Origin of the sequence: Synechococcus sp. R70.1, from assembly GCF_047461675.1 — a bacterium.
GTDB lineage: Bacteria > Cyanobacteriota > Cyanobacteriia > Thermostichales > Thermostichaceae > Thermostichus.
On sequence record NZ_JANSHR010000098.1, the window covers coordinates 19,164 to 34,682 of the forward strand.

The window sequence follows — 15,519 nt, forward strand, 5'->3', positions numbered from 1 at the left end:
CGCTTTTCGGTGAAGATCGCGCCCCTCTGCGGTCAACTGCGGGCTCGTTACAGCGAGCGGGATCCGCGAGTGCTCGGCTTCTTGAGCATGCAGTTCCACTACACCGGACAAATGGTGTTGCAGGCCCTGTTGCCTGAGGAGCGCAGCCTCTTCTACCCCTACTTGAAGGTGATGGACGACCACCTGTACATGCCGCTGCAGAAGATGTACCAGGCTGCTGCCGACCAGGCGGGGGACAGTCCTTCTGTTTCTCTAGTGGCCATTCAGGAACTGTTACCCATGGTTACCAGCGTAGCTGAGTTCATCTGTGCCGAGGTGGCAGAACGTTTCAGCGGCTACTGCTGCGAGAGTGGCCCCCTGACAGATCTTGGAGTGCGGGCTTCCAGCATCCGTGATGTGGAGATGTTTCAGGTGTACCTGGGCCTCTGTGCTCTAGAAGGCAGCCTCGCCGCTGTGCAGCAGGAGCTGTTTCCCCTTTGCGTAATGCTTTATCCCCCTCTGAAGGTGGGCTGGGAGCTGGTGCGGCAGATGTTGGAGCTGCTGGACAAGTCTCTGCAATCTCGTCTGACGTCGGCTAGCTATGCCGTCTTGTTGCCTTACCTGAAAGCTGTGCAGGGCATGTTCTCGCTGGAGGTTTTCCCTGAAAACGACCCAATCTGGAGCTATCACCCCGACGTGGTGCGCTTTCTGGAGCCGGCGCGGCAGCTCTTGCAAGAACTGCTGAATCAAAAGGCCGGCTGAGTATTCCCTACTTCCCCGAGAAGCGGCTAGGCTCCACCAGCTCGGCCACAAATTGGTGCAAAAGGGGCAGGTAGCGATCTCCGGCCACCTGTAGCAGGTTGTTGTGATCTGCTCCCTTAATGGCCACTAAGCGCTTGGGATCCCGTGCTGCTTGGTAAAGAGCTTCGGCATGCCAGAAGGGGATCAGGCGATCCTGGGTGCCGTGCAAGATCAGCAGCGGACAATTGATGTGGGCAATGCGGCTGAGGTTGTCGAAGCGATCAAAGGGCAGCAGCGGGATGCGGGTCAAGACGCGAAAAGTGCTTACAAAGGTCGACTCCAGGATCAGGCCCCCCACCGGCTTTTGGGTTGCTAAGTAAACCGAGGGCCCGCCTCCCACCGAGCGCCCGTAGACCAAAATCCGCTCCGGCGGGATCCCTTGGGCCATGAGATAGGCGTAGGCTGCCTCAATGTCCCTATAGGCGCCGGCCTCGGAAGGGATCCCTTCGCTGGTGCCGTAGCCCCGGTAGTCGTAGGCTAGGACGGCAAATCCTCCCTGCTGCAGGCCCACTAGGCGAGGCAAGATATCTCCCAAGTCCTCAGCGTTGCCGTGGCTGTAGAGAAGGGTATAGGTGGCCTGGGGATTGGGCAGGTACACCGCCGAAATCTGCAGGCCATCAGAGGTGGTGAGCTTGAGAATGGCATCCCCATCCTGGTAGCTGGCGGGGCGGGGCAGAAAGATCAGCCGCTCTGACTGAAACCAGCCCAGCCAGAGCAGGTAGCCGTACACCACTAAGCCAACAAGCAGCAGGGATCGCCCCAGCCGCAGCCACGGGAAGAACCCGAAACTCAAAGGCTTGCCCATCGCTCGACTTGGCCTCCCGACCATTTCCCTCATCCCCAGACTCTACGGGAGAGGGGGGACGGGTGGCGTGCCGGCAGCGGCGACGTCGGGCACTTCAGGATTCGGCTGGCAGGGCAGAACATTTCCAGAGGCAAACCCCAATCCAGTTGACTAGGGTGTGGGCGACGATGGTTACCAACAAGTTTCCCGACAGCCACACTCCCATCCCCAGCAGAATGCCCACGGCGCTGGCCCAGAGGGCATAGGGCCAACCCTGCCACTCTAGCCAATGCAAAACCCCAAACAAGAAGCCGCTCAAGAGGATTCCACCCGTCCACCCCAAGGGGCTGGCCGCCAGGGCTGCCATCAGCACGCCGCGAAATAGCCATTCCTCGCTCCAGCCCGGCAGCACCCCCACCCAGAAGATATCCCGCCACTGCAAGGGATCCGCCACGAGGTGCAAGTAGCTAGAGGCCGCCCGGCGATAGGCTGGCCAAAGCCAGTAAGCCCCGCCGCTAAGCAGCGCCACCCCCAGACCCAGGGCTGCCCCCCAGGCCAAAGCCAGGGGATCCCAGCGAAAGGGTACCGATAGGGATCCCAGCCAGATCCAGAGGCCAGCGATGAGCGCCAGGAGCAGGCTGGTCAGGCTCATCCCCATCAAGATCTGTTGGCGCGTGCAGGGCTGAATCTCGGCACTCATAGGAAGAGACTTGCTCGGGCACCCTATTCCCAGCGTAGAGCGAATCCCGACCAGAACGGCTATGCTTTCCCCAGCCCTCGAGGGCGGAGCTTGGGATTCCCCCTTTTTTCAAGACAAGTGCTGCCTCAGCAACTGGGCGTGCTGGGCCGATCGCTCTACCCAAACGGCCACTTGGTTGGGGCTGAGAGCCGGCCCGTCGGCATAGCAGGCTAGCCAAGCCTGGTGCAGCGCCTTGGGATCTTCCGGGATCTCCTCTAGATCCCAGCCGGGCATGCCCAATTCCTCAAGCAGCGTTTTCACTTTGGGATCGTAGCTGAGGCCAAAGCAGGCACAGCCCTCGGCTGCCGCCATCACCAAGCCGTGGTAGCGCATAACAATGGCCAATCTCACCCCCCGAAAGACCCCCTTTAAGAGATAGGGATCCCGGATTTCCACCACCTGGCTGTGGTGGGGCAGGCGATGGTAAAGCTGCTGGGCCAAGTGGTAGTCTGGCCCTAGGTCAAGGGATCCGGGAGGAGCTAGCTGAAAGGGCACGAAAAGAAGATAGGCCCCCGTGGCAGCCTGGAGACGTCTCAAGGCTTCCGCCAAAGTTTCCAGTCGCGCTGGAGTAAGCTGGGGATGCTGCCGCAGGACCACGGCAATGCGGGGCTGAGGCCACGTCTCCCATTCGGGCAAAGTTTTGGCAGGCAGGCCCCAAACCGGATCCGGGGCTACTTGGTGGGGGATCCCCCACTCCTGGAGGTAGCGGGAGGCCACTCCGTCACGCACGCTGATGGCTGTACAGCTTGCTAGAGAGTGGCGGGCCAGCTTGCGGATCCAGCGCCGCTCTAAGGGGCCGATCCCCTGCGCCCAAGCCAAGGTTTTCAGACCCCGCCGCTGGGCCCAGAGCATCAGTCCCAGGTAGTAGAGGGGGCTGCGCCAGCTGGTGCGATCCTGCAGCAAGCTACCCCCGCCCCAGATGAAAGCCTGAGCCTGGGCCAAACAGCGCTGCAAAGCCCAGGCATCAAAGCGTGGACAGGCCAGCACCCCATAGGTGGCAGCGGTTGCCTCAGGGCAGGGAGAAAGCACCACCGGCTGTACGGGGTTGGGCAACTGCCGGAGCTGCTGCAGCAGAGCCAACAACAAGGCCTCGTCGCCGGCATTGCCGTAGCCGTAGTAGCCACAGATCAAAACCTGTGGCCGTTTCATCGCGCCTCCTCGGCTGGTTTGCCCCAGACGGAATCCTCAGGGTTTGCTGGAGAGCTCTGGGGATCCCAGCGCCAGCAGGCAAGGGACTCGGGAAACTGCTCTACCCACTATCAGCCGTAGTAGCCTTGGTTGATGCGGTTTTCCAGCTGGCTAGCCCCTTCGCGGTACTCGCCAAACACAAAGTTCTCCGCATTGGCCCTAATCAGCGCCTTTTGCTGCTCTGTCAGCTCCGGGATCTTCAGCATGTCCTCTAGGCTCTTGTAGGGAGCGTTTTTCACCAGGATGCGAGCCAGAGTGGGGTAGAAACCAGGCAACTGGCGGTAGTTGCGCAGGATGGTGTTGTTGACGTCAATGGGAGTGTCAAGGTGTCTTACCGGCGGCAGCTCCGCCGCCACGGCAGGGATCCCCAAGGAGGCCAAGCCCAGGCAAAGCATCAATAAGATGAGCAGCCGACGCATGGCACCAACTCTCCAGAGAGGGTTGAAAGCAGCCATATCAACGCTCACGGGATAGGTTGCTAACGTTTTCCGACCATTTAGTGTCTCATCCTCGCTACCTTGCATCGAGCCTCAAACTCGGATTTGTATACCGGCGGGAAATAATTTTTAACAACTATGATCAGGAAACAGCTCGCTTGCAGCTGGCTGACTTCCTCTTGCCCTTAGCTTGTCCTATGTCCAACTCCACACACCTCCACCCCCATCCCCTTGGCTCCTCTGGGCAGCACGCTCTTCAACCTCCCCTTGCCCCCGATCCCGAGCTAGAGCTGCTAGAGCAGCGGGAACTCTTCGTCTGGCGGCACCTTGGGCCGGATGCTCGGCAGATCCGCCAGATGCTGCAGGCCCTGGGGCTGAGCTCCCTCCGAGAGCTAGTGGAAAAGGCAGTGCCAGCAACCCTTCGCAGCAATCGGCCCTTGCAGTTGGGATCTCCCTGCAGCGAGCAGGAGGTGTTGGCGGAGCTGAGGGCAATGGCGGCCCAGAACCAGGTGTGGCGCTCTTTTTTGGGCATGGGCTATTCCAACTGCCTGACGCCGCCGGTAATTCAGCGCAACATCCTGGAAAACCCTGCCTGGTACACGCCCTACACTCCCTACCAGGCGGAGATTGCCCAGGGACGGCTAGAAGCCCTGCTCAACTTCCAGACAATGGTTGTGGATCTAACGGGAATGGAGATCGCCAACGCCTCTCTACTGGACGAGGCGACTGCGGCTGCCGAAGCCATGAGCCTGGCCTACACCTTGGCGGGCAAGCGATCTCCAGTTTTTTGGGTGGACTGTGGCTGCCATCCCCAGACCATTGCCGTAGTGCAGACACGGGCAGAGCCCTTGGGGATCCAGGTGCGCGTGGCGGATCCTTTGCAGTTTGAGCTTGAGCACGGCTTTGGCCTGCTCTTACAGTATCCCAACACCTATGGGGAGATCCGGGATTACCGCGACCTGGTGGAGCGGGCCCACCAAAGAGAGATGGTGGTAACGGTAGCCGCCGACTTGCTCAGCCTAACTCTCTTGCAACCGCCAGGAGAGTGGGGAGCGGACGTTGTAGTGGGAACCACCCAGCGCTTCGGGGTGCCCCTGGGCTACGGCGGCCCCCATGCAGCCTACTTTGCCACCCGCGAGGCCCACAAACGGCTGCTGCCGGGGCGCCTGGTGGGGATCTCCCAAGATGCCCAGGGAAGGCCGGCCCTACGCTTGGCCTTGCAAACCCGAGAGCAGCACATCCGCCGCGACAAGGCCACCAGCAACATCTGCACTGCCCAGGTCCTCTTGGCCGTGGTGGCCTCCATGTATGCCGTCTACCACGGCCCGTGCGGCCTACGGCAAATTGCCGAACGCATCCACCGCCAGGCCCATCAGCTAGCCGCCGCAATCCGCCAGTTGGGCTACAGGGTGGGGCCAGAGTATTTCTTCGACACCTTCTGGGTAAGGGCAGCCTCCCCAGAGCAGGTGCAGCAGCTCCAGGAGCGGGCCGCCCAGAAGCGCATTAACCTGCGACGGATCGACGACGTCACCCTGGGGATCAGCTTGGACGAGGCCACCACCGCTCAGGACCTGCGCGATCTCTGGCAGATCTTTGCCGGTTCTGAAGAGCTAGGCTGGGATCCCGAGGGCCTAAGTTTGGATCCCAACCAAAGCCTGCCGCCTCAGCTCTTGCGCTCCACTCCCTACCTCACCCATCCGGTGTTCAACCGCTACCACTCGGAAACGGAGCTGCAGCGCTATATCCACCGTCTGCAGAGCCGGGATCTCTCCCTCGTCCACGCGATGATCCCCCTCGGCTCCTGCACCATGAAGCTCAATGCCGCAGCAGAGATGCTGCCCATAACCTGGCCGGAGTTTGCCCAGCTCCACCCCTTTGTGCCCCTGGAGCAGGCGCGGGGCTATCAAACCCTCTTTGCCCAGCTGGAGCGAATGCTGGCGGAGATCACGGGCTTTGCCGGCGTCTCCCTGCAGCCCAACGCCGGCTCCCAGGGGGAATATGCCGGCTTGCTGGCCATTCGCCGCTATCACCAGGCCCGCGGGGAAAGCCAGCGCCAGGTGTGCCTGATCCCTACTTCCGCCCATGGCACCAACCCCGCTAGCGCCGTCATGGCGGGGATGCAGGTAGTGAGCGTGGCCTGCGACAGGGCCGGCAACATTGACCTCGAAGACCTGCGGGCCAAGGTGGAGCAGCATCGGGAACGCCTGGCAGCTTTGATGATCACCTACCCTTCCACCCATGGGGTATTTGAGGAGGGGATCCGCGAGATTTGCCAGATGATCCACGAGGCGGGGGGGCAGGTGTACATGGATGGGGCCAACCTCAATGCCCAGGTGGGCCTCTGCCGTCCTGCGGAGCTGGGAGCGGATGTCTGCCACCTCAACCTGCACAAGACCTTCTGCATCCCCCACGGCGGGGGCGGGCCGGGGGTGGGGCCCATTGCGGTTGCCCATCACCTACTGCCCTATTTGCCTGGCCATCCCTTTTTGCGCGGCTGCAACGGCCCGGTCAGCGCCGCCCCTTGGGGCAGTGCCAGCATCCTGCCCATTGCCTGGGCCTACATCCGCCTCATGGGATCCGCTGGCCTCACCCTGGCCACCCAGGTGGCCATCCTCAACGCCAATTACATTGCCAGGCGGCTAGATCCCTACTACCCAGTGCTCTACAAAGGGCCGGGGGGGTGGGTGGCCCACGAGTGCATCTTGGACTTGCGCCCCCTCAAGAAAAGCGCCGGCATTGAGGTAGAAGATGTAGCCAAGCGGCTGATGGACTACGGCTTCCATGCCCCCACCATCTCTTGGCCGGTGCCGGGGACAATGATGGTGGAGCCCACCGAGAGCGAATCCCTGGAGGAACTGGATCGCTTCTGCGAGGCGATGATTGCCATTCGCCAAGAGATTGCTGCCATTGAGCGGGGGGAGATGGATCCCGTGCGCAATCCCCTTAAACTTGCCCCCCACACCGCCGAGGTGGTGGCCGCTGACTACTGGGATCGCCCCTACCCCCGCTCCCTAGCTGCCTACCCCCTTCCGTGGGTGAAAAGCCGAAAGTTTTGGCCCAGTGTCAGCCGCATCGACAACGCCTACGGGGATCGCCACCTAGTGTGCAGTTGTCAACCCTGGCTAGAAGGCTAACTCTGAATCAAGCCGCCTGCGGCTCCATCTGGGCCAGCTCTGAGCAAGAGGAGAGGAGTTGCTCGGCCTCTGGCACAAGGCGCTCATTCTCTTGCAGCGAGGCCAGCACCAGCGGCAGCACCTCCCTATCGGCCTCAACGGCCTTCTCTGTTTCTTGCAGGAGGTTTACCGAGTCCTCGGTAAGCAGGTCAGCCACCTGAGACAGCTGCGCCTTCAGCAAGGCATTCTCTTGCTCCAATTGAGCCAGCCGCTCCTGCAGGCTATCAATTTGCCGATCCCGCTCTCCCAGGGCTGCTTCTAGCTCACGGTTGCGGGCCTCCAACCCTTGGCGGGCTGCCTCTAGGTGGTTCAGCCGTTCTGTCAAGCTTGCTAGTTCACCCTCCAAGTTGGTGAGGCCACTCACCTGTTCCAAAAGTCGGGCATTCTCCGCCTTCAGTTTCTCAGTCAACGCCTGAGCGCTCACCAGATCTGCCTTGGTGGACTCCAGCTCGTGACAGACTTGGTCATGTCTGGCAATCAGCTCGCCCAGCCGAGCTTCTTTCTCCTGCAGGTCTCCTTGCAGGGAACGAATCAAGCGATCCCTCTGTTCGACACACTGCTGTAACTGTTCGATGTGCTGTTGTAAGATGGGCAGTTTAACCAAAGCCTTCTGGGCCGTGCCAAGAAGTTTCCTGAAGCTCTCCTGCAGGCGGCTGTGGGATTGATCCAGTTTGTCGAAAGCTTCGTTAAGGGAAAGGTAGGCCTCGCATAGTTTCATATAGCGCTGGGCCAGAGAAGGAGAGTAATCCATGGTGGGGGCTCCAGGTGGGGCATTGCCTCTATTTTATCGATCTTTTTTAAAAGCATTGTTTGCTACAAACACCTTGGGATTAATCTTGCTTTAACGTTTTCGCCTCAGTCTTCACCGGGATAAACTCCATGGCACTGCCTTCGGGCCAGCTTTGGATTCCAGGCTGACATGGGTTTAGGCCCTAGGAATCTGCCTGGGTCAGAAATCCTCCCCAGCCGGCAACAACTGCAAGATGAAGACTGAAGCAGCCCTCGTCGGCTAGAGAGTAGCGGCCAGCGCTGCGTCTTGGGAGGGCTAGCAGCGTTCAGGGGACAAGACAGGGCGGGTTACCGCTTGTCGCTCCCACTCCTCCATTTTGGTGCGACGGCTGTTGGCGGAACTTTGGAAGGTAGTGCTAGCCTGCAGCCGTTTGCGGAACAGGCGCAGTTGCTGCTCTTCCGCCTCGAGAGAAACATGTTGGGCAAAGAGCGGCTGTACAACTTTCTCCTCCTGCATAAACTGAGCCCGCAATTGCTGGTACAGATGCAGGGCTGCCCCCAGATCCAACCGCTGCGGGTCACGCTCCGCCTGGTGCAAAAAGCAAGTCAACTCCGGGATCTGATCCCGCATCTGCTGCTCCAACCCATCGAGCTGGCTGAGGCGGTCGGGATCCGCCCCTAGAGCCGCCCTAAGCAGGGGGTAGAGGGCGTGGCGCTCCAATTGAATGTGGCGGGAGAGGCGCTGCCGCAACCTTTGGACAAAGAGGCGCTGCTGCTCCAGATCCAACTGAGAAGCTCGGGACAGGTTCAGAAAGGCCTGCAGGATGACCCGGTGCTGATTGGCCCAAAGACCAACCAATGTACCGCCAGCGGGGGAGGAAGCCACGGCTACCTCAGGAAATCGCTCTCTTCATCGCAACTTTACTTCATCAAGACAAGATTAGGAAGCGAGGCAGTAGACTCCCGCCTCTTTCCTCCTGAATTAGGTTTGGCCAAGCCAGCGGCGTTTCCAGGCAGAAGTGGGCTCAAGGGGTGAAGTTTGCTGTTCTCGCTGGCGCTGCAGCCGGATTTGGGCTCTGTCTCCCCTCAAGGTGGGATCCCGGTAGGGCACAGCGGCGCGGGTTTTCAGGTGCTCCCACTCCATAGGCGAGAGAGGCGGTAGGTAGTCTGGCTGAGGTGAGGCCACCGTGCCCGGCCAGGGGCGGCCCAGCGGGGGCGTAGAGCCGATAAACAGCCCCGCCTCCAGGAGAGCTGCCCGCACTGCCGCTGCACAGGAATAGGTGGCCAAGATGCCGCTGGGGCGCATTCGCTCAGCCACCGCCCGCAAGAAGTCCACCGTCCACAACTCCGGGCAAACGGCAGGAGAAAAGGGATCCAAAAACACCGCGTCCGCCCATCCCCGCGGCACCTGGAATAGGGTTTGGCGGGCATCTCCCCACAGCAGAGTTCCGCGCCAGCGGGGTGATTGCCAGGATCCCTTCTCGATAAAGTGTTGCCACTCCTGGCTAAAGCTCCAAGTGGATCCCACCCCCACCTGCCAGGCCTGGCGGGGCACCTCTGGGGATCGCTCTAGGCCAATGACTTCCACGCGGCAGTCGGGCCGCACCTGCCAAATGGTCTCCAAGGCGAGGCCGGAGTTGTAGCCAAGGCCAAAGCAGATATCCAAAAGGCAGATGGGCTCCTTGGGGTCCCGCTCCAGGGGCAGCCGATCCAGCCGGCAAGGGCGGACGAACTTCTCCAGCGCCTCCTGGGCAGCGCCGCTGACGTTGTGGAAAGCCTGCCCGAACTCCTGAGAGAAAAAAGTCAGGGAACCATCCCCTGTGGTCAGTACCTGCCACTGGGTCTCTGGAGTCATGGTCTCTATCCAGTTTGGCGATTGCCTGAGGGCTTGAAGACGTTAAGATAGATTTCAAGGCTTACCAGCAGGGCCTGAGGATCTCAGCACTTGCTATCCTCAGCCATGGGAGGAACCATGTCTCTACTGGATTGGTTTGCCGAGCGGCGCAAGCAGACTTCCCTTAACTTAACTGGCAGTAGCCCCTTTGACAAAGAGCGGCAAGTGCGGGAGATTGCCGACGGCCTCTGGCAGAAGTGTCCAGCTTGCGACGCCCTCACCTACACCAAGGATCTGCAGCAGAACTGGCAGGTTTGCCCGAGCTGCGGCTACCACTATCGCATTACCGCCCCAGAGCGGCTGCAACAGCTTTTGGATCCCGGCTCCTGGCAGCCCCTCGACGACCACCTGGCGCCTACCGATCCGCTGCACTTTTTTGACCAAAAGCCTTACAGCGAGCGTTTGGCCTCTTACCAAGAGCGCACCCAGCTCAAGGATGCCGTCCTGACTGGGTTGGGCACTTTGGAAGGCAGGAGGGTGGCCATTGGGGTCATGGATTTCCGCTTTATGGGCGGCAGCATGGGCTCGGTAGTCGGCGAGAAGATCACCCGTCTTACCGAACGGGCCACCTGCGATCACCTGCCCCTGATCATTTTCTCGGCGTCGGGGGGAGCCCGCATGCAGGAAGGGATCCTCAGCCTCATGCAGATGGCCAAGACAGCAGCCGCCCTGCAGAGGCACCGCGAAGCTGGGCAGTTGTTTATTTCGGTACTTACCCATCCCACCTACGGGGGGGTAACAGCCAGCTTTGCCATGTTGGGAGATTTGATCCTAGCTGAGCCCGGTGCCCAGGTGGGGTTTGCCGGGCCCAATGTTATCGAGCAAACCATCGGCAAGGGCAAGCTCCCAGAGGGCTTCCAGACTGCCGAATACCTGCTGGCTCACGGGCTTATCGACGCAATTGTGCCGCGGACTGAGCTGCGCAAGCGCTTGGCCCAGTTGCTGGCTATGCACCGCCCTCGCCTGCCCAGGTCCCTTCCCGCGTTCGATTCGACTTACGCCCTCGATCCGGCCAAAGTCTGAATAAAGTCCCATTGGAGAGGTGGATGACTGGGGAAGCCAGATCTAGCTAGCTCCCGTCTTCCCTTTTGGCTGCAAAAGAAGTTTCTGGCGTAAGCTATATAGCGGAGTTTTCGCGGGATTTTCTGCAACCGAGGGTGCTAAAAGGTGGGGCATGAGGTTTTGACGGGAAACGATGAATTTTAAGCTGCGCATCCGTACTGCTGAAACTCCGCAAGGGCAAAAACTGGCAATTGTGCCCCTGGAAGGTCGTTTTGACGCCAAGGCCGCCTCAGAAGTTCGGCAATTGCTCCAGCAGGTTTTAGATTTCGGTTATCCCAATATGTTGATCGACATGTCATCGGTCACTTTTATGGACAGCTCTGGGCTGGGGGTGTTGATCTCGGCTTTGCGCAAGTGCCGTGCTGCCGGGGGCAACCTCAGCCTCTGTTGCGTGCCGGAAAGTGTGGCCCTCGTCCTCAACCTCACCTCCATGGAAAAAGTACTGACCTGCTTTAGCGACCTGGAGACCGGCATTGCCAACTTTTCCAGCGCTCCCACTGCTCGTTAGGCCGACATTAGGCCTTACTTTTGGGGATCCCCCGATGCTCTTTTCAGCCCATCAGCGAATTCTGGTGATCCCTCTAGCAATTTTCTCAACAATCTTCAGCCATGCCCCAGACCGGCCTCGATACCTTTCAGCTTCTCTACCGGCACCACCGTGGCCCCAGCTTCTGCGAGCGCATGCTGGCAACAGCTCCTGAGCGCTTTAACGAGGCGTTTTGGCAGTTCTGGCAGATGCACATCGAGCCCTGTCTGCCTCCTGCACCGCGCTTGTTGGATCTGGGAACCGGGCCGGGGTTTGCTCTGGGTCAGTGGGCGCAACGCTATCCCGGAGGACACTTCATCGGGGTGGATGTGATGCCCTACATGTTGGAGCGAGCGGCGGCAGATTTGAAGGGGATCCCTGGAATCCAGCTGCTGCAGGCCGACCTGCACGACCCTCACTTGCCGCTTGCGGCCAACAGCATCGATGCAGCTCAGGCAGTGGTGGTGTTGCACGAGATGGTGCAGCCCTTGCGCTTGTTGCAGGAGGTGTTGCGTCTACTCAAGCCGGGGGGGCGATTTTTGCTGGTGGATTGGGTGCGCGCCCCGCTCAGCCTCTACTTCGATGCCGATACAGAGGCCCAACTCTTCCAGCCCGATACCCCTTTGGAAACGCTGCTGGATCAGTTTACCCACTTCTACGAGCACAATCGCTTCAGCGCCGAAGACCTGGTGTGGTTGCTGGAGAAGGTGGGTTTCGCAGTGGTGGCTCAGCAGCTCTACAACCAAAATCGCTTTGTGCGACTTGCAGCCGAAAAGCCTATCTCCTGAATGTCCAACTGCCCATAACGAGATGTTTTGGACTACGGAGTGCAGAATAGACCAATAAACAGAACAGTGTCCAAATCAATTCAGATTACTCTCGCTGTTTTCGTTCATGGCTGCAGGGATCCGATGGTCAGGCTGCGCCTGGGCAAACACCTGCACTTCAGTGCTCATCTTGCGCAGTTGGCGGGACAACTTAATGGCCTTGTCGCGGGGGAGAGGGGGACTCACTACCGCCGGCAGACAGCGCAACAGTGGCCTCAGCGCCGTTTTGGGCAGCCGCGCATAAAACGCCAAGGTGGAGAGAATCTCGTCTTCAAAGTAGGGGTTGCGATATTCCAGGAGCCGCACTTGATAGAGCTCCGGCGGCAGAGGCCGCCCCTGGGCCAGGCGAATCAGGGATCCCACCGTCCCCATCACGTACAAGCGATCCCCCCGTTTCAACACAGTCTCCCCCTCTTTCTGCCAGATCTTGGGAAAAACACAGGGCCGGTCCGGGCGGGAGTGATGCAGCAGGATCGCCAGGTCGTAATCCTGGGCCAGTTGTCGCAAGGATAGCCCCAGGTAAGGGTCATGGGCCGAGACCTCCAGCCGCGTTTCCCCCTCCCAAGTCAAGGTGCCGTAAACGGCTCCCGCCAGCGCTGCAGTAGCAAAAGCGCGCGCCCCCAGGGCGGTGGGGCTGTAGCTGATCCCCAGGGCCTGCAGATGCCGCTGCATTCGCGCCGCCACCTCGGCATCAGTAATCCGCAAAATGGTGCGGATGCCGGGGTGTAGGCTGTGGGCAGTTAGGGCAGTCTCGAGGTTGGTGAGATCGTCAGGAGTCGTGCAGATCAGGCAGCGGCTGCTTTGGATGCGGGCCTGTTGCAGGGTGCTTGCTAGAGCGTAGTTGCCCCGGATCACCACCGCCCCCTCCCGTTCTGCCGCCCCCAGCAGGGGATTGTCGGCGTCGGGCTCCACCGCCACCACCTCATAGCCCATCTGCCGCAGCAACTGCAGCACCAAGTAGCTCAGCCGTCCCAACCCCGCGATCACCCCATGATCCCCTTTGGGCATATGGGCAGCTCGGCCCAAGCCGAAGCGGCTGCTTACCAACTTGTCGGTCACCAACCCATAGATCAACCCCACCAGAGCAGCCCCCACCAAGGTCATGACCACCGCCACTACCTTCACTCCTAGGGGGGTCTCCGCCTGCTGAAAAGCCTCGATGTCGCCATACCCCCCCGTCAACACCACGATGGTTAGCAACAGAGCGTCGAAGACCGGCTTGCCGATCACCCTGAAATTGATCACCCCTATCACCAACATGGCCCCCAAGGTGAAGGCGAGGGTGCGCACGATGGGCTTGACCTGCAGCAGTCCTTGCAGGCTTCTGCGCAGCCAAGATAGGAGCCGGCTGAACGACTTGCCGCGCCGTCGTTGTCGTTTGTCTTGCACCTGTCCACTGGCCCAGCGTTGCGCCCGCGAAGAGCCGCGCCTTCCGTTGCGCTCCAACAGTTGCAGGTAGGCCCGGGGGTCACAGATAACCAAAATGCGATCCCCTTCCAGCAGCTTTGCTTCGTGGTCGAAGTCATCAAAAATCCGAGACTCGGAAAAGTTGGACAGCCCGTCCACCGGGTAGTGAAACAGCACCCGCGCCCGGAAGGTCTCCTCCAGTTCCGAGAGGGGCATGTGCAGCAGACGGGAGTTGTAGCCAATGGTCAGCTCCACCACGTTCCAGAGGGTGGTCTCTTGGGGGGCGCCAAAATAAAGCGGATCCGCCAGCTCCGGCGGCAGCGTGGCCGGCTGCGCCTCCAGCTGAGGCAGCTCGAAGTAGCCGACAAATTCGTCCGAGACAGCCTTGAGGGCAAAGGCTGGAGCCGCCAAGCCCGCAACCGACAGGGAAAAATGCTGCGGCAAAATCGAGTCCAGGTAGCGGGCAAGGCCAGTGTTAAACAGACGAGAGACAATGCGCGCCTGCGGGTTGAGATCTCGAATCAAGAGGGCCAGCTCGAAGTTGGCTTGGTCATTGTCCTCCAAAAGCAGCGCCACCTTGATCCGCTCAATCCCAGCCCGGCGCAACACCTCCGCCTGCTGGGGATCCCCCTCTAGGTATTGCCATTCCCCTTTCCGAGAAGGCGGCAGGCAGGGAGCCACCACCACTGCCCGCTGTCCAAACTCTTCCAGAATCTCGAGCGTCAACTCCGCTAAATCGTTGTAGCCACAAACCAGAATGGAAGCACCTGGGTCGCGGCCATTGTCCTGCAGTTGCGCAGCCAGCTCTTGGGAAAGGGAGCCCGCCATACCCTGTCACCTGCTCTGCTCCCTTTATACCCAGGACGGCAGGATCCCCCTCTTATCTGGCCGAGCTTGGGAAAGAGGCTGCTGCTAGTCCCGGCTCCCGACCAGAAAAAAAGGCAGCGCAAGCCCCGGCATTCATAGCCAGTGCTCTGCGCCGCTGCCGCGAGGGGGATTAGGGCATGGCGTCCCCCACAGGCTCGTGGTATATCTGGCGCTGTGTAGCCCCCCAGCGAGTAGAAATCTAGCCGCTACAAGCCGTGAAAAAATCTCTATCCTCTAGAGCTGGGGAGAACGTCCAAGGAGAGCTGTAGGGGGTGTTTCATGGAATCTGTAGCCGACACTTGGTCCACTTCTAGGCTCTGCAGCCTAGCGGCCGTTGCTACCTCGGCAAGGGGTAGCGGAGCTTTGGTGCGGGTTATGAATGGCGCTTCTAACCCGTAGTTCCGCCGCTGTAGGGTCTTGTCCTTTAGCCCACTCCCAAGATAAAACGGTGGTTCGCACTGCCTCCCTTAGCCCTATGCCTTCCCCCAAGGACGCTGTTTCTGTTGCCCCCGTCAAACAGCCTGCCGCCCAAGCCAGCTCTACTGGGGGCGAGTCTTTTCTCCAAGGGTATGGAGCCTTTCCCGCCCACCTCATCCCCCAGGGATCGCTGCAGCTCTACACCCAGCCCGGCCGGGGCATGTTCACTCCTGTGATGGTCCAGGCCCTGCGCTTGGCTGGTCAGGGAACGCGGGTGTTGATTGTGCAATTCCTCAAAGGCGGGATTAAGCAAGGGCCGGAGAACCGGGTTTTGCTGGGCAGTTCCCTGGAGTGGGTTCGCTGCCGTCTACACCGCTGCATTGATACGCCGCATCTGGAGCCAGAGGAGCGCGTAGCTCTAGACGAGTTGTGGCAATTTACCCAGGAGGCCGTTAGGAGTGGCCGGTATGGCTTGGTGGTGCTGGATGAGCTGAGCTTGGCCATCAAGCTGGGCTTGATCCCGGAAGAACAGGTGCTGGATTTGGTCGATCAGCGGCCAGTCTGGATGGATATGATCATCACCGGGCCCGAAATGCCGGCTTCCCTTCTAGAACGCGCTGATCTCATCACCCAGCTACGCCCCCGGCAGGAGTCCTCGCGGGCTCTGGGCAGGCGCCGGGATCCCTCGC

General features: G+C 60.4%; 14 protein-coding genes. 6 read left to right on the forward strand and 8 right to left on the reverse strand.

Features of this window, described 5'->3' with window-relative positions; genetic code table 11:
- Nucleotides 1-741 (forward strand): hypothetical protein (locus NW807_RS10100; protein WP_414426020.1); only part of this gene is annotated, 741 nt, incomplete at its 5' end.
- A 7-nt stretch (nucleotides 742-748) separates the two neighbouring features.
- On the opposite strand, the gene NW807_RS10105 is transcribed toward NW807_RS10100, so the two are convergent.
- The 4 genes from NW807_RS10105 to psbU all read right to left on the reverse strand — a co-directional run bounded on the left by NW807_RS10105 (nucleotide 749) and on the right by psbU (nucleotide 3,910).
- On the reverse strand, nucleotides 749-1,585 hold the full coding sequence (locus tag NW807_RS10105) for an alpha/beta hydrolase (RefSeq protein WP_414426021.1): 837 nt from the start codon (nucleotides 1,583-1,585) through the stop codon (nucleotides 749-751).
- Nucleotides 1,586-1,679: 94 nt separating this feature from the next.
- Complete coding sequence (locus tag NW807_RS10110) at nucleotides 1,680-2,264, reverse strand: type II CAAX prenyl endopeptidase Rce1 family protein (protein WP_414395267.1); 585 nt, start codon at nucleotides 2,262-2,264, stop codon at nucleotides 1,680-1,682.
- 108 nt (nucleotides 2,265-2,372) lie between these two features.
- Complete coding sequence (gene csaB, locus NW807_RS10115) at nucleotides 2,373-3,452, reverse strand: polysaccharide pyruvyl transferase CsaB (protein WP_414426022.1); 1,080 nt, start codon at nucleotides 3,450-3,452, stop codon at nucleotides 2,373-2,375.
- 110 nt (nucleotides 3,453-3,562) lie between these two features.
- Entirely contained in the window at nucleotides 3,563-3,910 is a 348-nt protein-coding gene (psbU, locus tag NW807_RS10120; RefSeq protein ID WP_414426023.1) for a photosystem II complex extrinsic protein PsbU, read from the reverse strand.
- Between the two features lie 215 nt (nucleotides 3,911-4,125).
- Between psbU and gcvP the strand changes: the two genes are divergently transcribed.
- On the forward strand, nucleotides 4,126-7,062 hold the full coding sequence (gene gcvP, locus NW807_RS10125; protein WP_414426024.1) for an aminomethyl-transferring glycine dehydrogenase: 2,937 nt from the start codon (nucleotides 4,126-4,128) through the stop codon (nucleotides 7,060-7,062).
- A gap of 7 nt (nucleotides 7,063-7,069) precedes the next feature.
- Here gcvP and NW807_RS10130 read toward each other — a convergent pair whose 3' ends face one another.
- The 3 genes from NW807_RS10130 to NW807_RS10140 all read right to left on the reverse strand — a co-directional run bounded on the left by NW807_RS10130 (nucleotide 7,070) and on the right by NW807_RS10140 (nucleotide 9,685).
- Nucleotides 7,070-7,852, reverse strand: coding sequence for a hypothetical protein (locus tag NW807_RS10130; protein WP_414426025.1), 783 nt, complete (start codon nucleotides 7,850-7,852; stop codon nucleotides 7,070-7,072).
- Between the two features lie 294 nt (nucleotides 7,853-8,146).
- Entirely contained in the window at nucleotides 8,147-8,716 is a 570-nt protein-coding gene (locus tag NW807_RS10135; protein ID WP_414405774.1) for a hemerythrin domain-containing protein, read from the reverse strand.
- A 96-nt stretch (nucleotides 8,717-8,812) separates the two neighbouring features.
- The gene (locus NW807_RS10140; RefSeq protein ID WP_414405773.1) at nucleotides 8,813-9,685 is read right to left on the reverse strand and encodes a tRNA (5-methylaminomethyl-2-thiouridine)(34)-methyltransferase MnmD; all 873 of its coding nucleotides are present in this window, start codon (nucleotides 9,683-9,685) and stop codon (nucleotides 8,813-8,815) included.
- Nucleotides 9,686-9,802: 117 nt separating this feature from the next.
- On the opposite strand from NW807_RS10140, the gene accD reads away from it, so the two are divergent.
- From accD to NW807_RS10155, 3 genes are all read left to right on the forward strand, one after another.
- On the forward strand, nucleotides 9,803-10,747 hold the full coding sequence (gene accD, locus NW807_RS10145) for an acetyl-CoA carboxylase, carboxyltransferase subunit beta (protein WP_414395249.1): 945 nt from the start codon (nucleotides 9,803-9,805) through the stop codon (nucleotides 10,745-10,747).
- Nucleotides 10,748-10,919: 172 nt separating this feature from the next.
- Nucleotides 10,920-11,294, forward strand: coding sequence for an STAS domain-containing protein (locus tag NW807_RS10150; protein ID WP_414426026.1), 375 nt, complete (start codon nucleotides 10,920-10,922; stop codon nucleotides 11,292-11,294).
- A gap of 101 nt (nucleotides 11,295-11,395) precedes the next feature.
- A complete protein-coding gene (locus NW807_RS10155) occupies nucleotides 11,396-12,100 on the forward strand; it encodes a class I SAM-dependent methyltransferase (RefSeq protein ID WP_414426027.1) in 705 nt (234 codons plus the stop codon).
- Between the two features lie 75 nt (nucleotides 12,101-12,175).
- Here the strand turns inward: NW807_RS10155 and NW807_RS10160 are convergent, their stop codons facing one another.
- Nucleotides 12,176-14,374 (reverse strand): NAD-binding protein, encoded by a 2,199-nt coding sequence (locus tag NW807_RS10160; RefSeq protein WP_414426028.1) that lies wholly within the window; start codon nucleotides 14,372-14,374, stop codon nucleotides 12,176-12,178.
- A gap of 514 nt (nucleotides 14,375-14,888) precedes the next feature.
- On the opposite strand from NW807_RS10160, the gene NW807_RS10165 reads away from it, so the two are divergent.
- On the forward strand, nucleotides 14,889-15,519 hold a 631-nt coding region (locus tag NW807_RS10165), incomplete at its 3' end, for a cob(I)yrinic acid a,c-diamide adenosyltransferase (RefSeq protein WP_414426029.1).